This is a genomic window from Commensalibacter sp. A3DC (assembly GCF_047307945.1).
Classification (GTDB): domain Bacteria; phylum Pseudomonadota; class Alphaproteobacteria; order Acetobacterales; family Acetobacteraceae; genus Commensalibacter; species Commensalibacter melissae.
Genome location: NZ_JAXOQA010000036.1, coordinates 1 through 20,306 on the forward strand (window position 1 = coordinate 1; position 20,306 = coordinate 20,306).

Annotated in this window: 16 protein-coding genes; 11 read left to right on the top strand and 5 right to left on the bottom strand. The window is 36.7% G+C overall.

What is annotated here, in order from left to right; all coding sequences use genetic code 11:
• A partial coding sequence (locus tag U0839_RS05600; RefSeq protein WP_413550264.1) for a helicase-related protein occupies positions 1–1,714 on the bottom strand: 1,714 nt, incomplete at its 3' end.
• 200 nt (positions 1,715–1,914) lie between these two features.
• On the opposite strand from U0839_RS05600, the gene U0839_RS05605 reads away from it, so the two are divergent.
• The 3 genes from U0839_RS05605 (at position 1,915) to U0839_RS05615 (ending at position 4,621) form a co-directional block, all read left to right on the top strand.
• Complete coding sequence (locus U0839_RS05605) at positions 1,915–3,294, top strand: amino acid permease (RefSeq protein ID WP_155565605.1); 1,380 nt, start codon at positions 1,915–1,917, stop codon at positions 3,292–3,294.
• A gap of 224 nt (positions 3,295–3,518) precedes the next feature.
• Positions 3,519–3,863, top strand: a complete 345-nt coding sequence (locus U0839_RS05610) for a MarR family transcriptional regulator (protein WP_110438182.1) — start codon at positions 3,519–3,521, stop codon at positions 3,861–3,863.
• 158 nt (positions 3,864–4,021) lie between these two features.
• Complete coding sequence (locus tag U0839_RS05615) at positions 4,022–4,621, top strand: hypothetical protein (protein WP_155565603.1); 600 nt, start codon at positions 4,022–4,024, stop codon at positions 4,619–4,621.
• Between the two features lie 40 nt (positions 4,622–4,661).
• Here the strand turns inward: U0839_RS05615 and U0839_RS05620 are convergent, their stop codons facing one another.
• The gene (locus U0839_RS05620) at positions 4,662–5,696 is read right to left on the bottom strand and encodes a UDP-phosphate alpha N-acetylglucosaminyltransferase (protein WP_155565602.1); all 1,035 of its coding nucleotides are present in this window, start codon (positions 5,694–5,696) and stop codon (positions 4,662–4,664) included.
• Between the two features lie 63 nt (positions 5,697–5,759).
• Here U0839_RS05620 and U0839_RS05625 point away from each other — a divergent pair, with 63 nt between their 5' ends.
• The 4 genes from U0839_RS05625 to proP all read left to right on the top strand — a co-directional run bounded on the left by U0839_RS05625 (position 5,760) and on the right by proP (position 11,020).
• Positions 5,760–7,718: a polysaccharide biosynthesis protein gene (locus U0839_RS05625; protein ID WP_232349947.1), complete on the top strand. Its 1,959-nt coding sequence runs from the start codon at positions 5,760–5,762 to the stop codon at positions 7,716–7,718.
• Between the two features lie 57 nt (positions 7,719–7,775).
• Positions 7,776–8,909 (top strand): DegT/DnrJ/EryC1/StrS family aminotransferase, encoded by a 1,134-nt coding sequence (locus tag U0839_RS05630; protein ID WP_155566938.1) that lies wholly within the window; start codon positions 7,776–7,778, stop codon positions 8,907–8,909.
• Positions 8,910–8,913: 4 nt separating this feature from the next.
• Positions 8,914–9,420: a hypothetical protein gene (locus tag U0839_RS05635; RefSeq protein ID WP_122123727.1), complete on the top strand. Its 507-nt coding sequence runs from the start codon at positions 8,914–8,916 to the stop codon at positions 9,418–9,420.
• Between the two features lie 97 nt (positions 9,421–9,517).
• Positions 9,518–11,020, top strand: coding sequence for a glycine betaine/L-proline transporter ProP (gene proP / locus U0839_RS05640; protein WP_155568230.1), 1,503 nt, complete (start codon positions 9,518–9,520; stop codon positions 11,018–11,020).
• A gap of 66 nt (positions 11,021–11,086) precedes the next feature.
• Here the strand turns inward: proP and U0839_RS05645 are convergent, their stop codons facing one another.
• On the bottom strand, positions 11,087–12,976 hold the full coding sequence (locus tag U0839_RS05645; RefSeq protein ID WP_413550266.1) for an ABC-F family ATP-binding cassette domain-containing protein: 1,890 nt from the start codon (positions 12,974–12,976) through the stop codon (positions 11,087–11,089).
• 116 nt (positions 12,977–13,092) lie between these two features.
• Here U0839_RS05645 and ndk point away from each other — a divergent pair, with 116 nt between their 5' ends.
• On the top strand, positions 13,093–13,515 hold the full coding sequence (gene ndk / locus U0839_RS05650) for a nucleoside-diphosphate kinase (protein WP_413550267.1): 423 nt from the start codon (positions 13,093–13,095) through the stop codon (positions 13,513–13,515).
• Positions 13,516–13,555: 40 nt separating this feature from the next.
• On the opposite strand, the gene purN is transcribed toward ndk, so the two are convergent.
• Complete coding sequence (purN, locus tag U0839_RS05655; protein ID WP_155565597.1) at positions 13,556–14,173, bottom strand: phosphoribosylglycinamide formyltransferase; 618 nt, start codon at positions 14,171–14,173, stop codon at positions 13,556–13,558.
• Positions 14,174–14,192: 19 nt separating this feature from the next.
• Positions 14,193–15,308, bottom strand: coding sequence for a phosphoribosylformylglycinamidine cyclo-ligase (gene purM / locus U0839_RS05660; protein WP_413550268.1), 1,116 nt, complete (start codon positions 15,306–15,308; stop codon positions 14,193–14,195).
• Between the two features lie 109 nt (positions 15,309–15,417).
• On the opposite strand from purM, the gene U0839_RS05665 reads away from it, so the two are divergent.
• The 3 genes from U0839_RS05665 to U0839_RS05675 all read left to right on the top strand — a co-directional run bounded on the left by U0839_RS05665 (position 15,418) and on the right by U0839_RS05675 (position 20,021).
• Positions 15,418–16,158 carry a DnaA ATPase domain-containing protein gene (locus tag U0839_RS05665; protein ID WP_155565595.1) on the top strand — a complete coding sequence of 247 codons (741 nt, stop codon included), beginning with the start codon at positions 15,418–15,420 and terminating at the stop codon, positions 16,156–16,158.
• A 132-nt stretch (positions 16,159–16,290) separates the two neighbouring features.
• Entirely contained in the window at positions 16,291–18,486 is a 2,196-nt protein-coding gene (locus tag U0839_RS05670; RefSeq protein WP_413550269.1) for an RNA degradosome polyphosphate kinase, read from the top strand.
• Between the two features lie 41 nt (positions 18,487–18,527).
• Positions 18,528–20,021 (top strand): Ppx/GppA family phosphatase, encoded by a 1,494-nt coding sequence (locus U0839_RS05675; protein ID WP_413550271.1) that lies wholly within the window; start codon positions 18,528–18,530, stop codon positions 20,019–20,021.
• Positions 20,022–20,306 lie beyond the last annotated feature (285 nt).

A 20,306-nucleotide genomic window follows, 5' to 3' on the forward strand; every position in this document is an offset into this window, starting at 1 on the left:
TGCCTTTTTTTAATTGAGCGATTGGTGATTTTTGCCATGATATAATTTTTTTATCATGATCTATCGTAAATTCTTTATTATTATCGTGAATTAATCGATTAACCTGTTGAGGGATAAATTTTTCAATCGATTTATTAATTTTTTTTAAAATAAAAGAGCGTTCTTCTTTTTGGATTGAATCCGGAAGTTGAAAACAAAATCCCCGAATTTTACCAATAAACTCGCCATCAATTGAAATATTCCCTTCATTTGTTATAGAGGTAAAGGCATTTATTTGTTTAGAGTGAGATAAATGATGGATAAGGTTTGTGACCCTTTGATTAACGAACTTTGATACCAAACTGTCATGTAGCGCGTCGGAAAGTTTTTCTTCTATCTCTTTTGTTTGGGCGTGCCAATAAGATGATGATTCTACCCAATTATTTTTTGTTGTTAAAAATGAATAGATACGAATACTGGCAAGTCTCTGCATTAAGGTATCGATGTCCCCCTGCAAATGATTTAGCTGTTGAATTTGCTGATCAATCCAATTTTCAGGTATATGGCCTTGTTTGATCAAAAAAAGGAAAATTTGTTTACATATCCGTGCATGATATTCACTGCTAATTTTTTTAAAGTCGGGTATTTGACAACATTCCCATAACAATTCAGTTTTAAATTGTGACGTACATATTGAACGTACTTCATGGTCTTGGATAAGATAAGATAGGTTTTTAAGATCAGAGGAATATTGACCAGTTATAAGCTGTGGAAACAGTGAAGGTGTGGTTAAGGTGGAAAAAAGTGTCAGGGGATTTTGAAAATCGAGATCATGATTACGCCAATAAATTTGTTTTATGGGATCGAAAGCATGATTTTCTATGGCATTGACAATTTTATCAGAAATTATTGGACAATTCGCGGTTATGCCAAATGTTCCATCCCTTGAGCCTCTCCCAGCCCTACCTGCAATTTGAGCAATTTCACTTGGATAGAGATTACGCATCTGTCGTCCATCATATTTTGATAAATTCACAAAAGCGATATGATTGACATCCATATTCAAACCCATGCCAATTGCATCGGTGGCAATCAAATAGTCAACCTCTTTATTTTGATAAAGTTCCATTTGTGCATTACGGGTACGGGGAGAAAGTCTTCCCATGATAATTGCACATCCACCTTTTTGACGCTTGACCAATTCTGCAATGGCATAAACTTCATGGGCTGAAAAGGCAACAATTGCACAACGTGGTGGTAATTTTGTTAATTTGGTAAATCCATTATATACTAATGATGAAAGTCTTGGCCGTGTTTGTATTTCGATAGATGGAACAAGTTTTTTCAAAATAGGGATGATTGTATCAGCCCCGAGAAAAATTGTTTCATATGTTCCGCGGCAATGAAGAAGCCGGTGGGTAAAAATGTGTCCACGATCTGGATCTGAACAAAGCTGAATTTCATCAATGATGACAATATCAACGGGTATATGAACGGGCATTGCCTCAACAGTGCAGGAAAACCATTTTGCCTGGGGTGGAACAATTTTTTCCTCACCTGTTATAAGCCCGACATTTTTTTTCCCTTTGATTTTAACCATTCGCTCATAGTTTTCCTTGGCAAGAAGCCTTAGGGGAAATCCAATGATTCCGGAAGGATAAGCAAGCAAGCGTTCAAGGGCTGTATAGGTCTTGCCAGTATTTGTTGGTCCAAGTATTGCTTTGATTTGTGTCATTATAGGTAATTTATATCAGCTGTTTTTGATAAGCGTACAGGATAATAGATAAATTAATTAGATAATCATTCAATGATAATTATAAATTACAATTGTTTTGAGATTTTATTTTAATTAATAATTAAATGATTAATTTATTGCTTGCAAAAAATTAATCATTTTCAAACACGTTTGAAAAATCAATGTAATAAAGGTTTTTTATGGGTCAGGGTATAGATACAGAACTAAAAAGAAATTTGAGTAACCGACATATGCAGTTAATTGCAATTGGAGGGTGTATAGGCACTGGTCTTTTTATGGGAGCGGCTAATACGATTTCACTTGCTGGTCCCTCTATTATTTTTATTTACTGTATTATTGGTATTATTGTATTCCTTGTAATGCGTGCCTTGGGCGAAATTCTTTTATCTGATTTACGATACAGATCATTTGTAGATTTTGTTACAGAATTGCTTGGACCTTGTTGCGGCTTTGTTTTGGGTTGGTCTTACTGGTTGTGCTGGATTGTCATTGGTATTGCAGATCTAATTGCCATTTCAGGATATACGCAAATATTTTATCCCAATTTGTATTCTTGGATACCGGCTCTATGCTGTATCGCAATATTTTATATTTTAAACCGTTTGACTGTTCGAATATTTGGTGAAATGGAATTTAGTTTTGCCATTATCAAAATTCTAGCCATTATTGTTTTAATTCTTGTTGGTATCTTTTTTATCGTTACGGGTTTTCGTTCTCCATCAGGAGACGTGACCTCTGTAAAAAACATATGGAATCATGGCAATTTGTTTCCTAATGGATTTGAGGGGTTTTTGGCTGGATTTCAAAGTGCCACCTTTGCCTTTATTGGAGTTGAACTTATTGGTACTGTTGCGGCTGAATCTAAAGATCCGGAAAAAAATTTACCCAAGGCCATTAATAATATCCCTTTAAGAATTTTGATGTTTTACGTATTTTCTGTAATGGTTATTATGGCGGTTATTCCTTGGCAAAGTATCAATCCATCCAAAAGTCCATTTATCATGTTGTTTTTGTTTGCTGGTCTCCCTGCAGCTGCTGCAATAGTCTATATTGTTGTGATTACGTCAGCGGCATCATCCACAAACAGCGGGGTATTTTCCAGTAGCCGTATGTTATATGGTTTGGCAAGACTTAATAAAGCGCCTGCTTTTTTTGGGAAATTATCTAAACATTCTATACCGATAAATGGTCTGAGATTTTCTTGCTTATGTTTATTAACTTCAGTCATCTTATTACTTTTTAATAATAAAAGTATTATTGAAATTTTTACTTTGGTGGCTTCCGTTGCGACAATTATTTCATTATTTACCTGGTTGCTAATATTACTGTCCTATATCCAGTATAGAAAAAAACATCTTCATAAACACATGAGTTCTTTCTTCAAATTACCTGGTGGATATATCTCCTGTATTCTTTGCATAATTTTTATTTTTTTCACGTTATTGACGCTAATGATACAGTTTGACACGCGTATGGCATTATATATCGGAAGCGCTTGGTTTATTTTTATTACTTTTTGTTATTATATAGTTACAAAATCAAAAAAAGGAGTAAAATAATTTTATTATCAAAATAAAAAGGAGGTAAATAAAGCTTAAAGCTTAATAAACTAATTTTTCAATGAGAAATTTTTATTACTTTTCCTATGTTTTTTTGGTGTGTCAAATTAATTGTAATTAATTTGTTATAATTTTTTGTAGAGAAGGTTGATATTTTAAGTCATAATACTCATTTGTTTAACTGACACAACGTTATATGTAAGTAATTATTCAAAGGTTATAAAATGACTTCTAAAAAAATCCCTTTTGAACAACAGATTGTTATTCTCCAGAATACAATCACGACAATGGTACGTCAGGATAAACCTGACTTGTCAGCACGTCAATTGGCTGTTTTCTTGATTTGTTATTTGAATGAAACAGTTCAGACTGTTCGTGGACTGGCAGCGGCTCTAAGAGTTTCAAAACCGGCTATCACAAGAGCTCTGGATCGATTGGAAGAACTCAATTTGCTAGGTAGAAAAACAGACCCTATGGATCGTCGCTCTGTATTAGTGCAGCGTACAGAAGAAGGTTATGAATATTTGCAGAATATTCAATCCATTATGAGCGAAGCTGTGAAGCAATAATAATGGTTATATAACAATTACTATATATGTTGTAAAAGCAGTTATTAATTTAATAACTGCTTTTTTATTTAATACCCAAAATGAGAATGTAGTTTAATATATTTATTTATTTCCAGGTAAGTGTTATTATAGTACAGAAACTATTTGGGGAAATCATAATGAAAAATAATAACTTACTCTTTGCCGCTACTCTGATTGGATCGTCTTTTTTAATTAATCCAGTATTTGCGGCCAATCATCACAAACGTGTTCATCAAGCTGCTGCATCTTCTGAAAAATCCGTAGGTACGGTGACTATGACCTTTCATTCAGCAGATTTAGGCGTTGGTTATACTTGGGGAGATGGTATTCTTCATTATAGGGGACATGTTTACAAGTTCAAGATAAAGGGTGGTGATGTTGTTGCATTAGGTTTTTCAAAATCTCAAGCAACAGGACGTGTTTTTCAGTTAAAAAATATATATGATTTTGCTGGAAAATATGCTGCCGCTACGGGTGAAGCCACAGCTGGTGTTGGTGTAGGGGCTGGAAATCTAAAAAATGCAAAGAATGTTATCATTAAAATGGATACAAACACTGTTGGCGGAAGATTGGCCGGTGCACCTGCAGGTTTTGAAATTAAATTTGTTGATAAACATTTGCAAAAAGCAGCTGAAGCTGACAAGCAGAAAGAAAAAAACATTAAGAAATCTGCAAATAAAAGTCATATGACTGCAGATGAATTAAATGGTGAACAACTAGATAAAATGAAAAAATAGTTGTTTGAATTTTTGGAAATGGTAACTGGATATCATACAGTTACCATTTTTTTATATTTAAAGACTGTGTTTTGTAAAGAATGAATAAAGTCCAGATAAGTTGAGGCAAAATCAGTAGCGAGCACGCGAGTTCAATGTTTTGCAATGAAGTAAGGGGGAATATATAGAATAAAAAACCACCCCAAATGCAAAATAAACATTCTATAAACGTGATTAAAATCGGAGAAATATGACTGCGATGTGCCATTTGATATAAATGGCTGCGATGTGCTTGTAAAAAAGGTTCCTTGTTAATTATTCTACGTATTAATGTAAAAGTCACATCAAAAATGAAACCAAACAAAAGAAAAAATATTATTATATTTTGAGAAATTAAGGTGACAAAGTCTGGGTTGATCGCTGTGCCTAAGGGAATAATGGCAAAAGAGGCCAATATCAAACCGCAAGCTTGACTGCCGACATCTCCCATAAAAATTTCAGCTTTTGGAAAATTAAAAGGAAGAAAACCGAGCAATCCAGTCAACAGGGATAATGCAAAAATTTTATTTTCCAGATTTGTGCTATAAAAATAAATAAACAGGCAGCAGATTGCGGCAACTCCAGCAGCCAAACCGTTTAAACCATCCATAAAATTATAAGCATTAGTTATATAAACAAGCCAGATTATAAAAAAAGGAAGTAAATATAAATGGCTTTCTAAGAAAGAGGCTGGAAAGACAAAAATACAAACACTTATGGATGCAATAAACTGAATTGCCAGTTTGGATAAGGCTGACCATTGTTTGATATCGTCCAGCCACGAAAATAATGATATGAATGTAATGGTTGATAATAAACCTATGATTGATAAAGAATAATGCTGGTTAATTAAGTAAATAAAACTTATATTGGCAGTTAAAAAGGCGGAAATGATACCTATCCCACCGCCTTTTGGTATTGGAAATGTATGAGAACTCCGTTGGTTTGGATTATCCATAATACCAACTGAGGCAACATATTTCACAATTGTTGCGGATAATAGTGTATTGGAGATAAGCCAGATAAGTAACAAATATTTATAGTTTACAGAGTTCATTGTTTTTTAAATGTAATGTAATTAAATAAAGTTATTTTACATTATTTAAATGGAAAAGTGATTTTGCAACAGCCTAGTGTAACTATTTCTAGCCAACAAAAAAAGATATTTAATCGTATTGCTATCAATATTTTTATGGATGGTCTGTTGGCAGCCATTGCCGCTCCATTGGCACGTTGGCTTTCTGATCCACAGGGCGGGTTTATCCATCCATTATGGTTTTTAACGGGTGGTGTATTGACCTTGCTGGTTAGTGGAATACCATTTCATATTCCACAACAATATTGGCGTTTTTCCGGGATAGCGGATTTGTTAAATATAGCCGCTGCATCTGTAGGCAGTGCGATATTATTCACCTGTTTATTATATGTAACCGGATATCCATTACCTTCCGTGACATTTCCGTTTATTTATGCAATGGTTCTTTTGCTATTAATGGGCGGTGGTAGAATAGGTTACCGGATTTTATCTGCAGAAGCATTTAGGAATTATTTCAATAAAAAAAGAAAAATTATCATTGTTGGAAATGATGCAGATATTGATCTGTTTATGCGGGCTATACGGCTTGATCATTCAAACGCATTATCGGTTATGGGACTGATCTCTTTTCGTCAGAATAGAAAAGGTCATCGTATTCATAATATTCCCATTTTAGGAAGTTTGGATGATTTTTCTGTTATACTTACACAGCTTGATGCACAAAAAAAATTACCTTCTTTATTCGTGATTATTGGTCAAGAATTAAGAGGGGAGCAATTGCGGGATTTTTTAGCAATTGCGGGTAAATGGAATATTGATGTTCAGAGAACACCAGTAATTACCCATTTATCACCTGCCGCCAATTTAGAATTGAAACCGATTGCTCTTGATGAATTATTGAACAGGCCACAGATTGTCTTGGATCGTGCTGGCATGGCTGAAATGATAAAGGGCAAAGTCGTGGCCATTACAGGTGCGGGAGGAAGTATAGGATCAGAATTGGTTCGGCAAGTTGCTGATTTATCCCCTAAATTATTATTGTTGCTTGATCAAAGCGAATATGCACTATGGAAGATAAATATTGAATTATCGGAAAGTAATTTTGCAGGTTTAAGGGAAACGATCTTAATCAATATACGAGAAAAGAAAAGAGTAGATTCCCTCTTTCAAAAATATAAACCAGATTTGGTCTTTCATGCTGCAGCTTTGAAACATGTATTTACAATCGAGAATAATCCAATCGAGGGGTTTTTAACAAATATTATTGGCACGCGTGTTGTGGCTGATGCTGCTGTTAAATGCGGGACACAGGCATTTATTATGATATCAACTGATAAAGCGGTTAATCCCTCAAGCTTTATGGGCGTTTCAAAACGAATTGCAGAAATGTATTGTCAGTCTCTCGATAAAACCATTCGTGACCATGATCCTGAAAAGAAAAATCAGGGTTTTGAATGGTTGGGTATGAGCAAAATGCGATTCATTACGGTAAGGTTTGGAAATGTTCTTGGCTCAACAGGATCTGTTGTTCCCCTGTTCAAACGTCAGTTGAGTCATGGAGGACCTTTGACGGTTACCGATCCAAATATGCAACGCTATTTTATGACTATTCCAGAAGCGGTAGGGTTGGTTTTACAGGCTAGCGTAAGAGCAACAATAAGATTTGGGAATGGAGACAAAACGGATGAGATGTTGCATCAGGGGGGCATTTTTGTACTTGATATGGGAAAACCCATAAAAATTCTGGATTTAGCACGTCAGATGATTCGCCTTGCCGGGTTAAAACCGGATGAGGACATAGTCATAGAATTTACCGGAGCAAAACCTGGTGAAAAATTATTTGAGGAATTATTTTATGGTCGTGAAGCCCCAGTTCCAACTGATCATGACGGTTTATTGATGGCAACGCCCAAAGGTATGGATATCAAGGTGGTTACGGAATATATCGATCGGATTAGATATGCATGTGATAATAATGATGTTGTTGAGGCAATAACATATGTGCAGAAATTAGTGCCTGAATTTAAACATTTGTCGAATTAAATGAACGAAATCAAAAAATCGAATAAGATAATTTAAAAAATTATACTAGAGGTGAATATGAATGATCCGATATTATTTTTAGATTTAAACAAACAACAGGCACGTATAGGAAAGATTTTAAAAGATCGTATAGACAAGGTTTTTTCACATGGAAAGTTTATTTTAGGACCTGAAGTTCAGGAACTTGAAGATCGTTTGGCGGAATATGTCGGTGTTTCATATTGTATAGGGGTTTCATCTGGAACAGATGCAATCCAGATTGCGTTAATGGGTGAAAATGTTGGAAGAGGGGATGCTGTTTTTTTACCTGCATTTACCTATACAGCAACAGCTGAGGTTCCATTATTACTGGGTGCAACTCCCATTTTTGTTGATATTAATCCTGAAACTTTTCAAATTGATCCAATTAATCTCAAAAGTGCAATTGATAAGGTTAAAAAAGAAAATAAATTAAAACCTAAAGCCATTATTGGGGTAGATCTTTTTGGACAGCCTGCGCCATGGAATGAATTATGCCAGATTGCTAAAGATGAAAATTTATTTTTGTTGGATGATTGTGCTCAGTCCTTTGGTGGTCAATATCATGGAAAGAAACTGGGTAGTCAGGCAGATGCTACGATCACCTCATTTTTTCCATCCAAACCTTTTGGAGCCTATGGGGATGGTGGTGCAATTTTTACAAACAGTTTAGAAAAGTTTGAACTTTATCGCTCGTTGCGTTCGCATGGCGAAGGACAAACACGTTATCAGGTTTTGCGAACGGGAATAAATGGACGTTTGGATACGATACAGGCAGCAATATTGTTGGCCAAATTCGGTTATCTTGAAGAGGAGCTTGTAAGAAGAGAAGAAATTGCAACTTTATACGATGCCGCGCTTTTGTCTTGTGTAAAAATACCAGCTCGGGTATTAAATAGTAAAAGTGCCTGGGCAATTTATTCAATTCTATTAAGTGATGAAGCAGAACGCAAATTTGTACAAGATACGTTAAAGGCTGAAAATATTCCCTCGGCCATTTATTATCCCTTACCATTGCATTTACAACCTGCCTATCACTCCTATCATGATGGAACATATTTGTCAGTATCAGAGGAAGTTTCCAAACGGATTTTGGCATTACCTATTCATCCAGAACTTTCGAATGCTCAGGTTAACCGTGTTATTCAAGCAGTTTTAAAAGTAAAAAAATAAAAGAATGAGAAAGCAAAATATAATTTTAACCCTTGTATTAATCGTTTGTCTTACCATTGTGATGATTATATGGCTTTCGGTCAGGGATAAAATTCAACCTGTTACTTTTCCACCGATAGTCAATGCAGAACTTGTTGTTGGGCCCTTGCACAAAAAACGTAGTTTAACACCTTCAGAGCTTGAATCGGTTAAGAAATGGATAAAATCCAATCTAAAAGGTTGGGGACCATTACATCAGAACCCGCCATCCACTGGGGATGTTGAAATTCAGTTTAATCGTGATCTGGACAAAAACTATTATATTAATAAACCTGAACATGAAAAACCTCATCCTTTCACTTTGGTATTGTGGCTTGGGATCAGCCAGGCGGATTGGAATAACAAGATATTTTATGAAGTCATCAATGAGAATGAAAGCAAGATATTTGTAAAAGATTGTAATGATAGTGCTTTTGATCCATTAAGAAAGCTTGTTGATCAATATGATTATGAAAGGACAGATTTTCCTTAAAATGTTTAAATCTTGTTAAAATCAAAAAAAATTAAAAATTTAAAAAATAAAAAAAATTGATTTATGAAGATAAATTATACTTTTGAAGGAAATATTAATGAGGCCAGCAAAAAAAATATATAAACCAATGAATATTAATGACATCACCATTATCGATGATGATAAATTAAAAAAAGCCATAACTGCAGCCGCACTTGGAAATGCAATGGAATGGTTCGATTTTGGGGTTTATGGATTTTTGGCCTTTGTATTGGGTAAGGTTTTTTTTCCTGATGCTTCACCAAGTGTTCAAATGATTGCCTCATTGGGGACTTTTTCTGTTCCTTTTCTTGTTCGTCCATTGGGAGGAATAGTTTGTGGTATTTTGGGGGATCGATACGGAAGACAAAAAATCCTGGCGATAACTATAATCATAATGTCCTTGGGTACTTGTAGTATTGGATTAATCCCAAGTTATCAATCCATTGGTATTATGTCCCCGGTCTTATTATTGATTGCAAAGCTTGTACAGGGGTTTTCAGTAGGTGGAGAATATTCCGGTGCCGCAATTTTTGTCGCGGAATATTCCCCTGATCGTAAACGTGGATTAATGGGAAGTTGGCTTGATTTTGGATCTATCGCAGGGTTTGTAATTGGGGCTGGTGTTGTTGTTTTGATATCCAGCATGATTTCTGATGTGCAGTTTGAAAGTTGGGGATGGCGTATTCCTTTCTTTTTAGCCCTTCCTTTGGGAGCAATAGGATTATATTTGCGTCATGAATTGGAGGAAACACCAGCCTTTCAAAAGCATGTCGAGGATATGGAGGCTGAAAGTAAGGTAAACCTCAGAAATTCACCCAAACTATCATATCGGGAAGTGGCCAGTAAATATTGGAAAAGTTTAATGATATGTGTTGGAATAGTAATTGTTACCAACGTGACGTATTATGTTCTTTTGACTTATATGCCGAGTTATCTTTCACATAATTTGCATTATTCAGAAAATCACGGCGTACTGATTATTATTGCCGTAATGGTTGGTATGTTATTTGTTCAGCCTATAATTGGAATGACAAGTGATAAAATTGGACGGCGTCCTTTTATATTGGGGGGTAGCACTGGACTTTTTTTATTATCTTATCCTGCCTTTTTGATGATTCAAACCAATTCAGTCGGTTTTATATTTATTGGTTTATTAATTCTTGCCATATTATTGAATTGTTTTATCGGTGTGATGGCTTCAATCCTGCCAGCTATTTTTCCAACTCAAATTCGTTATAGCGCATTGGCGATTGCTTTTAATATTTCGATTTTAATCGCAGGCATGACACCAACAATTGTGGCATGGATGGTTGAAGCAACGCATAACTTAAATATGCCTGCATTTTATTTGATGGGTATTTCATTAATAGGACTGTGGACAGGAATACGAATGCCTGAAACGGCCAATAAACCCTTAAGAGGTGAAACACCAACAGCTTCCGATCGTAATGAGGCCAAAGAAATTTTATCAGAACATTTTGATACGATAGAGCAAAAAGTTGAGGAAATTGATGAAAAAATCGCAGATTTGGAACGACGTAGACAGATACTGATTGATCAACATCCTAAACTGGACTGATTCAATATTTTATTAACAGGCAATGATGAAATCATATTCATTGCCTGTTAGTATATTATAAATTATTTACAATTCTTTTTCAGTATTTTCCAGTTTATCTTGTAAAATAAGCCAATCTTCTTCGGCTTGGTTTTTTCGTTTTTGATATTCAGCCAATTCGATTTGTAATTTTGTTATTTCTTCAGCTGATACATTTGAATAAAACTCTGGTTCAGCCATTTTTTGTTCAATTTTGAGATAGGCTTCACTATTTTTCTGAATAAGTAATTCAAGAGCCTTTATTTTATTTTTTAACGGTTGAAGTATTTTCCGTTTTTCCGCTCTTTCCTTGCGTGCTAATTTTTGAGATGAGCCAGTTTCTGTATTTTTTACAGATGAATCAAGAATACGTTTATTATCCGTTAGCCATTGACGGTAATCATTGATATCACCATCAAAAGATTCAACTGTACCATTATTAACCAACCAAAGCCGGTCAGCTATCAGTTCTATCAGACGTGGATCATGGGAAATAAGTATGACAGCTCCTTCAAAGGAGGATAATGCATGAATTAGGGATTCTTTGGCATCAAGATCCAAATGATTGGTAGGTTCATCAAGCAATAGGATATTGGGTTTATGACGTGTGATAAGAGCCAGAACAAGTCGAGCTTTTTCTCCACCAGACAAGGATTGAACAGGGGTATCAATTTGCTCGGTATTTAATCCAAATCGGGCAAGTTGCGCTCTCAATTCAGTGGATGTGGCTTTTGGTAAAACCTTTTCAAGATGACTGAATGGGGTTTGACCAGGAATAAGTTCTTCTAACTGATGTTGAGCAAAATAACCAACAGAAAGTTTGGTGTGATTATGAATGCTACCTTCCATTGGTTTCAGACAACCTGCGATAAGTTTGATAAAGGTTGATTTACCGTTACCATTTGCACCCAAAAGGGCAATACGGTCATCTGGATCAATTCTTAATGTTAAATTGGAAAGTACAACATGATCGCCGTATCCAATCTTGACTTGATTAAGGGTAATTAATGGAGGCGGTAATTGTACAGGTTGGGGAAATTCGAAATGTATTGCCCTTTCCTCAACAATTTCTTCCAAAACAGGCAGTTTTTCAAGTGCTTTTAAGCGTGCTTGCGCTTGTCTGGCCTTGGTCGCCTTGGCACGAAAGCGATCGACAAAAGCTTGCATATGAGCACGTTTCGCGGCTATTTTTTCAGTTTCCCGATTTTGTTGAAGTATTTTTTCGTTATGTACTCTGATAAATTCATCATATCCTCCAACTGTCATGGACAATTTCTGATGATGAAGATGGGCAATGGCATCAACACATTCATTCAAAAGATTGCGATCATGGCTGACAATTATTGCACTGCCAGAAAAATTGTTGATCCAGGATTGCAACCACAAAGTCGTTTCTAAATCAAGATGATTGGTGGGTTCATCAAGGAGCAGTAAATCAGGATTTAAAAACAATGTGCTCGCTAGAGCAACTCGCATTCTCCATCCACCAGAAAAATCCGAAATAGGACGTTGTTGGTTTTCTGCACTAAAACCCAAACCTGCAAGAATGGTTGCTGCGCGAGCCGGAGCGCTGTCAGCTTGTATGGCTATTAGTCTTTCATGAATTTCAGCAAGCCGATACCCATCCCGTGTTGATTCAGCCTCATTTATGAGATACGTACGTTCTTTATCCGCAGAAAGCACTGTTTCAATTAATGATAAATTACCAGATGGTGTTTCCTGTTTAACCCGTGCCATTTTTATACGGTTTGATAAAAGGATCTCACCTCCATCAATTGATATATCTCCAGAAATTGCGGCTAGCAATGTTGATTTGCCTGTTCCATTTCGGCCAATCAGTCCAACTTTTTGCCCATTCTCAATGGTAAGGGAAGCATCTTCCAAGAGGGGGCGACCTAAAATTCGAAGGGTAAGGTGATCTATAACCAGCGTACTCACAAATCTGCCTGCAAAATATGATAAAAAAACTATCGACAAGATAAGAGAAATACTTCTATTTACCAATAGAGTATTTTTTCTCTGCAATATATTTACAGATTAAAGGAAATTTCAATATGACTTTACAAAGAACGCTGTCAATTTTAAAACCAGATGCAACACGTCGTAATTTGACTGGTAAAATCAACGCTTTAATTGAAGGGACGGGATTAAAAATCGTTGGACAAAAACGTATTCAGCTAAGCAAGCAGCAAGCTGAAGCTTTTTATTCAGTTCATAAAGAACGTCCTTTTTTCAATGATCTGGTTGAATTTATGATAAGTGGTCCTGTCGTGATTCAGGTTTTGGAGGGCGAAAACGCTGTTCAAAAAAATCGTGATATCATGGGTGCAACAGATCCTAAAAAAGCTCAAGCACACACGATTCGTGCGCAATTTGCTGAATCAATTGAGGCCAATTCAGTTCATGGATCTGATTCTGCCGAAAATGCAGCTATTGAAATTCGCTTCTTTTTTTCAGACATTGAAATCTGCGTATAAAACCAAAGGTTGGAGATCTTTATCTCCAACCTTTTTAAATTTATCCATTAATCAGGGTATCAGAAGTCGAATCAGCTTCAAATCCCAATAGAAAATTCTTTAAAACTCTTGGATAAAGAAGATGTTCTTGGTCCAATACACGTTTTGCCAAGGTGTTTTCTGTATCATCGGGAAGAACAGGAATTGCTGCCTGACCTAGAATAGGACCATCATCCATTTTTTCTGTTACGATATGAATGGTGCAACCATGTATCTTCACCCCTTTTTTAAGGGCTTTTTTATGGGTATCTAAACCAGGAAAAGCTGGTAAGAGACTTGGATGAATATTTAGGATCTTACCTTTCCATTCATTGATCAAAAACGGGCTTAAAAGTCGCATATAACCTGCAAGACAGACTGTTGTAACATGATGGGCTTGAAGGGCCGCATTAATTTGGCGTTCATGAGCTTGTCTGTTATTGCCAAAATCATAGTCATCAATGACTTGAGTGGAAATTCCCGATTTGCGGGCGATTTCCAATCCTTCTGCATCTGGGTTATTACTAATGATCAACTCAATTGATGCTGGGAAAGAGGGTTTGGCACATGCATCAATAAGGGAACGCATATTTGAACCGCGTCCGCTTATCATGATCGCTATACGTTTTTTCTTCGACATTTAAAGGGTTCCCACCTTGTTAATCAATTTCAGGAATAAAGGTAAAATCGGGTAGGTCGCTGAAGAATACCTGTTGATCATTATCGAGTTCTGTTTTTGGTTCAATCTGGCCAATGATATAGGCTTGGACATCGGTATCATTAAGTAGTTTATTCACGGCTTCAAAATCTGATGTGATCAATATCATACCAATACCGCAATTAAATACTTTCAGCATTTCCTCTGGTTGAACGTTGCCAGCGTGGGCCAGCCATGAAAATACTGGTGGCATGGGCCAGCTTTGTCCGTCAACAACAGCCACAAGATTGTCTGGCAAAATACGTGGAAGATTGCCGACAATTCCACCGCCTGTAATATGGGCAGCCCCGTTTAGAAGACCAGCCTCATGAAGTTTTAGTACAGGTTTTACATAAAGCTGTGTCGGGGCGAGTAATGCCTCTCCAAGAAACTGGTTGGGATCGAAAGGTGCCACATCGTCCCATGACAGGTTTTGGGCTTTTACGATTGAGCGTACCAAGGAAAATCCGTTAGAATGAACACCATTTGATGTCAAAGCGATAATTTTATCACCGCTAGTGATATTTTTGGGTAAAATCTGATCTCTTTCAACTGCTCCAACGGCGAATCCGGCCAGATCATAATGTTTTTCCTTGTACATCCCCGGCATTTCCGCTGTTTCGCCACCAATCAAGGCACAGCCACTTGCTTCACAGGCCTTACTGATACTTTGTATGATACGTTGTGCCTGATCAAGCTCTAATTTTCCGGTAGCAAAATAATCGAGAAAAAACAAAGGTCTTGCACCTTGCACAACGATATCATTCACACACATTCCAACTAGATCAAATCCGATATTGTCGCACAGCCCTGTTTCGATTGCGGGCAAAAGCTTTGTTCCAACCCCGTCGGTTCCTGAAACAAGAATTGGATCTTGATAGCCGGTTGCTTTTAAGTCAAATAACGCACCAAATCCGCCCAGATTACCCATAACACCATTATTATGAGTTTGGGAGACAACCGGTTTTATAGCTTCGATCAATGCATCCCCTGTGGCAATACTGACACCAGCATTTTCATAGGTGATTTCATCCTGCTGGTTATTTAGTTCTGTATTCTCAGAAAAATCTGACTTCATTATTAAGCAGCCTCTATTCTTGCTTTATAGGTTTATCTTGAAATGGTTATAGGATAGTTTTACACCATAATAGGGTTTATAGGATAGATTGAATTTTGGTAAAGTAGTAATGCAGGAAAAAAATAAACAAAATTGTTTTTTTAATACGTCAAGGCAGCTCGCTTTACCCTTTACCTATCAGCCTCGTTTTATTTCTTCAGATTTTATACATTCACCTTCAAATTTTGCTGCACGGACCTGGCTTGGGATCAGTAAAACAACCTACAATGTGCCAGATTGGCCAGATCGACGTTTGGCAATATGGGGAGATTCAGGAACAGGTAAAACGCATTTATTGCAAATATGGGCGGAAAGGGAACAGGCCCTATATATTCCAGCTTCTGCTTTACAACAAACCTCTTCTGTATATTGGTCGGAAAAATTACAAAATAAAGAAATAAAAGCCATTGTTATAGATGATGCCGATCTAGTCACTGATTTTCATTCATTGTTGCATATTTTAAACATGGCCAAAGAGTTGCGGATCGTAACCGTTCTAGGAGGTCGTTCTCCACCAGCTCGATGGGAAGTTGAGTTGCCTGATTTGGCTAGCCGATTACGGTCGATCATAGCGATTAAAATTGAACAACCTGAAGAGGAATTATTACGGCTTTTATTTCTTCGGTTAGTAGCTGACAGGCAATTGGTTATTCCAACGTCCATTATGGATATTATTCAGTTACGATTACCAAGAACAGCTTTTGCTGTACGTCAGTTTATTGAACGGTTAGATGAAATAACCCTTGTTGAGCAGGGGGGAATGACCAGAAATCTAGTCATGAAAATTCTTGATGAATTGTCAATTTCATAATGAAATAGAAATAATATGTTATAATTAAACGTGATTTTGAATTATTTGAAAAAACTAGAGAAAATTGTGTTAAAATTGATAAATTAATAAAATAATTTTTAATGCAAATAATTCAGTATAAAGTAATATTACATGATCCAAAAAAATCGTAAAAATATATCGAATATCAATCATTTGACACAAAATAAAATTGCTATGAAACAGTCGGGTCGCAAAATTAAACAGCGAAACAGTATTCAGATATCTAATAATATCAAAATGGATTATGAGCGTTTTATTAATCGGGAATTATCATGGCTTGATTTTAACCAAAGGGTCGTAGAGGAAGCCGAAAACAAACATAATCCACTTTTGGAAAGAGTACGTTTTTTATCCATTAGTGCAAGCAATCTTGATGAATTTTATTCCGTACGTGTTGCGGGACTGACCGGTCAAGTGAGAGAGGGGTTGATAGCACTTTCTCCTGATGGTTTAACACCTGCAGAACAATTAGTTGCCATTCAGGAAAGGGTTAAGGGACTATTTAGTGACCAGCAACGGATCTATCATGAACTTATAAAATTATTGAGTGATTCAGGTATTATTGTTTGTAAGGCAGAAGAGTTGAACAAGGAAGATCTGACCTGGTTACATCAATTTTTTATGGAGCGTATTTTTCCAATCCTGACCCCTATTGCCTTGGATCCTGCCCATCCCATTCCATTTATACCGAATTTAAATCTCGCAATTGCTTTAAGATTGATTAGCCAAAATAGCAGCCGCAAATATGTGATGATTTTATTGCCGTCGCAGCTGTTGCGTTTTATACCTTTGCCTTTATCGTTATGTAGCAATAAAATTCAAAGGTTTGTTTTATTGGAGGATTTGGTTAGGATATTTATTTCATCGATCTTTCCTGGATACAAAATTGCGAATTATGGCTTGTTACGCGTTATTCGTGATACAGATGTCGAATTTGAAGAAGAAGCGGAGGATCTGGTGAGATCCTATGAAACAGCCTTGAAAAGAAGAAGACGCGGGGTTGTGATTCATTTGGATATCGATGAACATTTCCCTCCAAAACTTGGTGAAATAGTTGCCCATGCTCTGGAAGTGCCTCCGGAAGAGGTGACGGTTCATAAGGGAATACTGGGATTGGTGGATGTTAAGCAACTCATTGTTGATAACAGGCCAGATCTCCTTTTTCCATATTATGCACCTCATCTTCCCGCGCGTATTCGGGAAAGTGCCGGGGACTGTTTTGCCCTGTTACGCTCAAAAGATTTGTTGGCATACCATCCTTTCGAGAGTTTTGATGTTGTGATTCAATTTTTGCGTCAGGCGGCTCAAGACCCTCAGGTTTTAGCCATTAAACAAACTTTATATCGAACATCCCGGGACAGTCCCATTGTCAAAGCTTTAATTGAGGCGGCAGAAAATGGAATTTCCGTAACAGCCATTGTTGAATTAAGGGCCCGTTTTGATGAAGAAGCCAATATTCGTCTTTCACGGGATTTGGAGGCAGCCGGTGTGCAGGTTGTTTTCGGTTTTGCCGATTGGAAGACCCATGCAAAATTGAGTCTTGTTGTTAGAAGAGAGGGGGGAAACATACGCTCTTATGCCCATTTTGGCACTGGCAATTATCATCCGATTACAGCAAAAATTTATACTGATTTATCTTATTTTACCTGTAATGCCGAATTAACGCGTGATGCGGCCAAATTATTTAATTATGTCACGGGATATGCACGTCCTGACAAAATGGAAAAAATTGCGTTTTCGCCTCTAACCATCCGTAAAACCTTAAATGAATTGATTGATGATGAAATTGCTTTTGTAAATGCAGGCAAACCGGGTGCGATGTGGCTTAAAATGAATTCTCTTGTGGATCCACAATTAATTGACAAATTATATGAGGCGTCTTGTGCAGGTGTAAAAATAAATATAATTGTTCGAGGAATTTGCTGTCTTCGTCCGGGTATCAAAAATCTTTCTGAAAATATATTTGTCAAATCAATTGTTGGCCGTTTTCTTGAGCATGCCAGAGTTTTTGTATTTGGAAACGGGTACGAGCTTCCTTCAAGATCGGCTAAAGTCTATATGTCTTCTGCAGATTGGATGGAAAGAAATATGGATCGTCGGATCGAGGAAATGATACCTATCTTGCCAGAAGATATTCATTATAAAATTTTAAATCAGTTAATGGTTGCAAATCTGAAAGATAATATGCAGTCTTGGCAATTGGGGAGGGATAAAAAATGGAAACGTCTTGAATCTTCGGAACCTCCTTTTTCCGCACATAACTATTTTATGGAGAATCCCTCGTTGGATACAAGGCCTTTGGATTAGACTATAATCTATTATAATTTTTTGCCTCAAAGGAAATAATAATGATCCATTCCTCTTCCTCAATACGATCAGCAATTGTTGATTTGGGCTCGAATTCCGTTCGTTTAGTTGTTTTTGAAGGAAGGGAGCGTAATCCCGTAATTATCTTTAATGAAAAAGCCACACTTAGATTGGGAAGCGGGTTGGAAAAAACAGGTAAACTCAATCCGCAAGGTGTCTTGTTAGCCGAAGATGTTTTTAAAAGGTTTTATGCAATTGCCACGACAATGAAGGCGGATCCATTTGTTGTCCTAGCGACTGCAGCTGTTAGAGATGCAGATGATGGACATGAATTTTTAAAAAAGTTGCATAAATGGATGCCTGGTGTACCTGTTCAAATATTGACTGGTGAACAGGAGGCAGATTATGCCGCTGCGGGTGTAATGTGCAGTATTCCGAATGCGGATGGTGTTGTTGCGGATATTGGTGGTGGCTCTATGGAGCTGGTGCAAATTTCAAATCAACAGCGATATAATGCCCAAACCTTGTCTTTGGGTGTTATTCGCCTGATGGATCGTGCAGGCAAGAAAATTCCAAAAGCGAATGTTATTGCGGGTAAGGACATAAAATCAGTTAAATGGTTGCATGAATCCAAAAAGAAAAAATTATATTTGGTCGGTGGTGCTTTTCGAGCAATGGCACAATTATATATGGAATACACTTCTTATCCGATTTGTATCGTTCATTATTACACGCTTTCTTATAATGAAGCAAAAATTCTTGTGGATTGGATTTTACTTAAGCTAAAAGATGGGAATTTAAATACACAGGCCTTAATTCATAAAAGGTTAAACGATTTACCATATGCCGCCACGGTGTTGAAACAGTTATTAATGATTTTAAAACCGTCAAAAATTATTTTTTGTGCAGAGGGGGTTCGGGAAGGTTGGTATATGCGAAATGTTATTGCCGAAAATAATCGTAATCAAAATCCACAAGAAGCTGCAGCTTTAGATATTTGTAAACGATTGGGTCGTGTACAGGAATTTCCTTCCGCTCTGATCAAGTGGACAGATTCACTTTTTGATAATGAAGATCAGGATATGCAGCAAAAACGCTGGGTAGCCTGTATGATTTCTGATTGTGGTTGTCATGACCATCCAGCCTATCGTAAAGAGCAGGCTTATTATCGTATTTTACGGATGGCCGGCATGGCGTTTGACCATCAGTTGCGAGCCTTTTTGGCCTTGACAATTGCGATACGTTATGATGCCACCATGAATGACAAATTCCTGTCTGCTTCCAAGAAAATTCTTTCTCCTAAACATTATGAACAGGCCGTGATATTGGGACTGGCATTTCGATTGGCATATACATTATCAGGAAATCTTCCCAACCTTTTGTTGAGAACACGGTTAAAAGTTGGGAAAAAGAAACTTACATTATATTATTATCATCATCTGGATGCTGTTATCAGTGAGACAGTCTCACGTCGTTTGTCCCGATTAGGTCAATTGATGGGTCTTGATACGAAATTACTGCCTGACCATAAATGAATAAATTTATATAGATGCTTGCCTGACTATGAATCAAATATAGAATGAAATTTGTCATTCCATTTTAAAAAAAATTGAGGAAAGTAACTTATCACGATAGTGACCGCAAGCGCATTGATGGAAGTCAGGTTGACCCCAATTATCCAGCCTATCTTCCTCCAACATAAATGACAAAGTATAAAGCTGCAAAATATAAGCAACACACTGATAATTTTACAATAATATTTTATTTGTTCGTTTGAATACTGGTTTGGTAGTTTATCTTGAAATTTCTTCAAACTGCCA

Bases quoted from the DNA above. Each gene is read 5' to 3' on its own strand.
- U0839_RS05605 (WP_155565605.1), top strand. From the start codon at position 1,915: ATGGGTCAGGGTATAGATACAGAACTAAAAAGAAATTTGAGTAACCGA.
- U0839_RS05610 (WP_110438182.1), top strand. From the start codon at position 3,519: ATGACTTCTAAAAAAATCCCTTTTGAACAACAGATTGTTATTCTCCAG.
- U0839_RS05615 (WP_155565603.1), top strand. From the start codon at position 4,022: ATGAAAAATAATAACTTACTCTTTGCCGCTACTCTGATTGGATCGTCT.
- U0839_RS05620 (WP_155565602.1), bottom strand. From the start codon at position 5,696: ATGAACTCTGTAAACTATAAATATTTGTTACTTATCTGGCTTATCTCC.
- U0839_RS05630 (WP_155566938.1), top strand. From the start codon at position 7,776: ATGAATGATCCGATATTATTTTTAGATTTAAACAAACAACAGGCACGT.
- U0839_RS05635 (WP_122123727.1), top strand. From the start codon at position 8,914: ATGAGAAAGCAAAATATAATTTTAACCCTTGTATTAATCGTTTGTCTT.
- proP (WP_155568230.1), top strand. From the start codon at position 9,518: ATGAGGCCAGCAAAAAAAATATATAAACCAATGAATATTAATGACATC.
- ndk (WP_413550267.1), top strand. From the start codon at position 13,093: ATGACTTTACAAAGAACGCTGTCAATTTTAAAACCAGATGCAACACGT.
- purN (WP_155565597.1), bottom strand. From the start codon at position 14,173: ATGTCGAAGAAAAAACGTATAGCGATCATGATAAGCGGACGCGGTTCA.
- purM (WP_413550268.1), bottom strand. From the start codon at position 15,308: ATGAAGTCAGATTTTTCTGAGAATACAGAACTAAATAACCAGCAGGAT.
- U0839_RS05665 (WP_155565595.1), top strand. From the start codon at position 15,418: ATGCAGGAAAAAAATAAACAAAATTGTTTTTTTAATACGTCAAGGCAG.
- U0839_RS05670 (WP_413550269.1), top strand. From the start codon at position 16,291: ATGATCCAAAAAAATCGTAAAAATATATCGAATATCAATCATTTGACA.
- U0839_RS05675 (WP_413550271.1), top strand. From the start codon at position 18,528: ATGATCCATTCCTCTTCCTCAATACGATCAGCAATTGTTGATTTGGGC.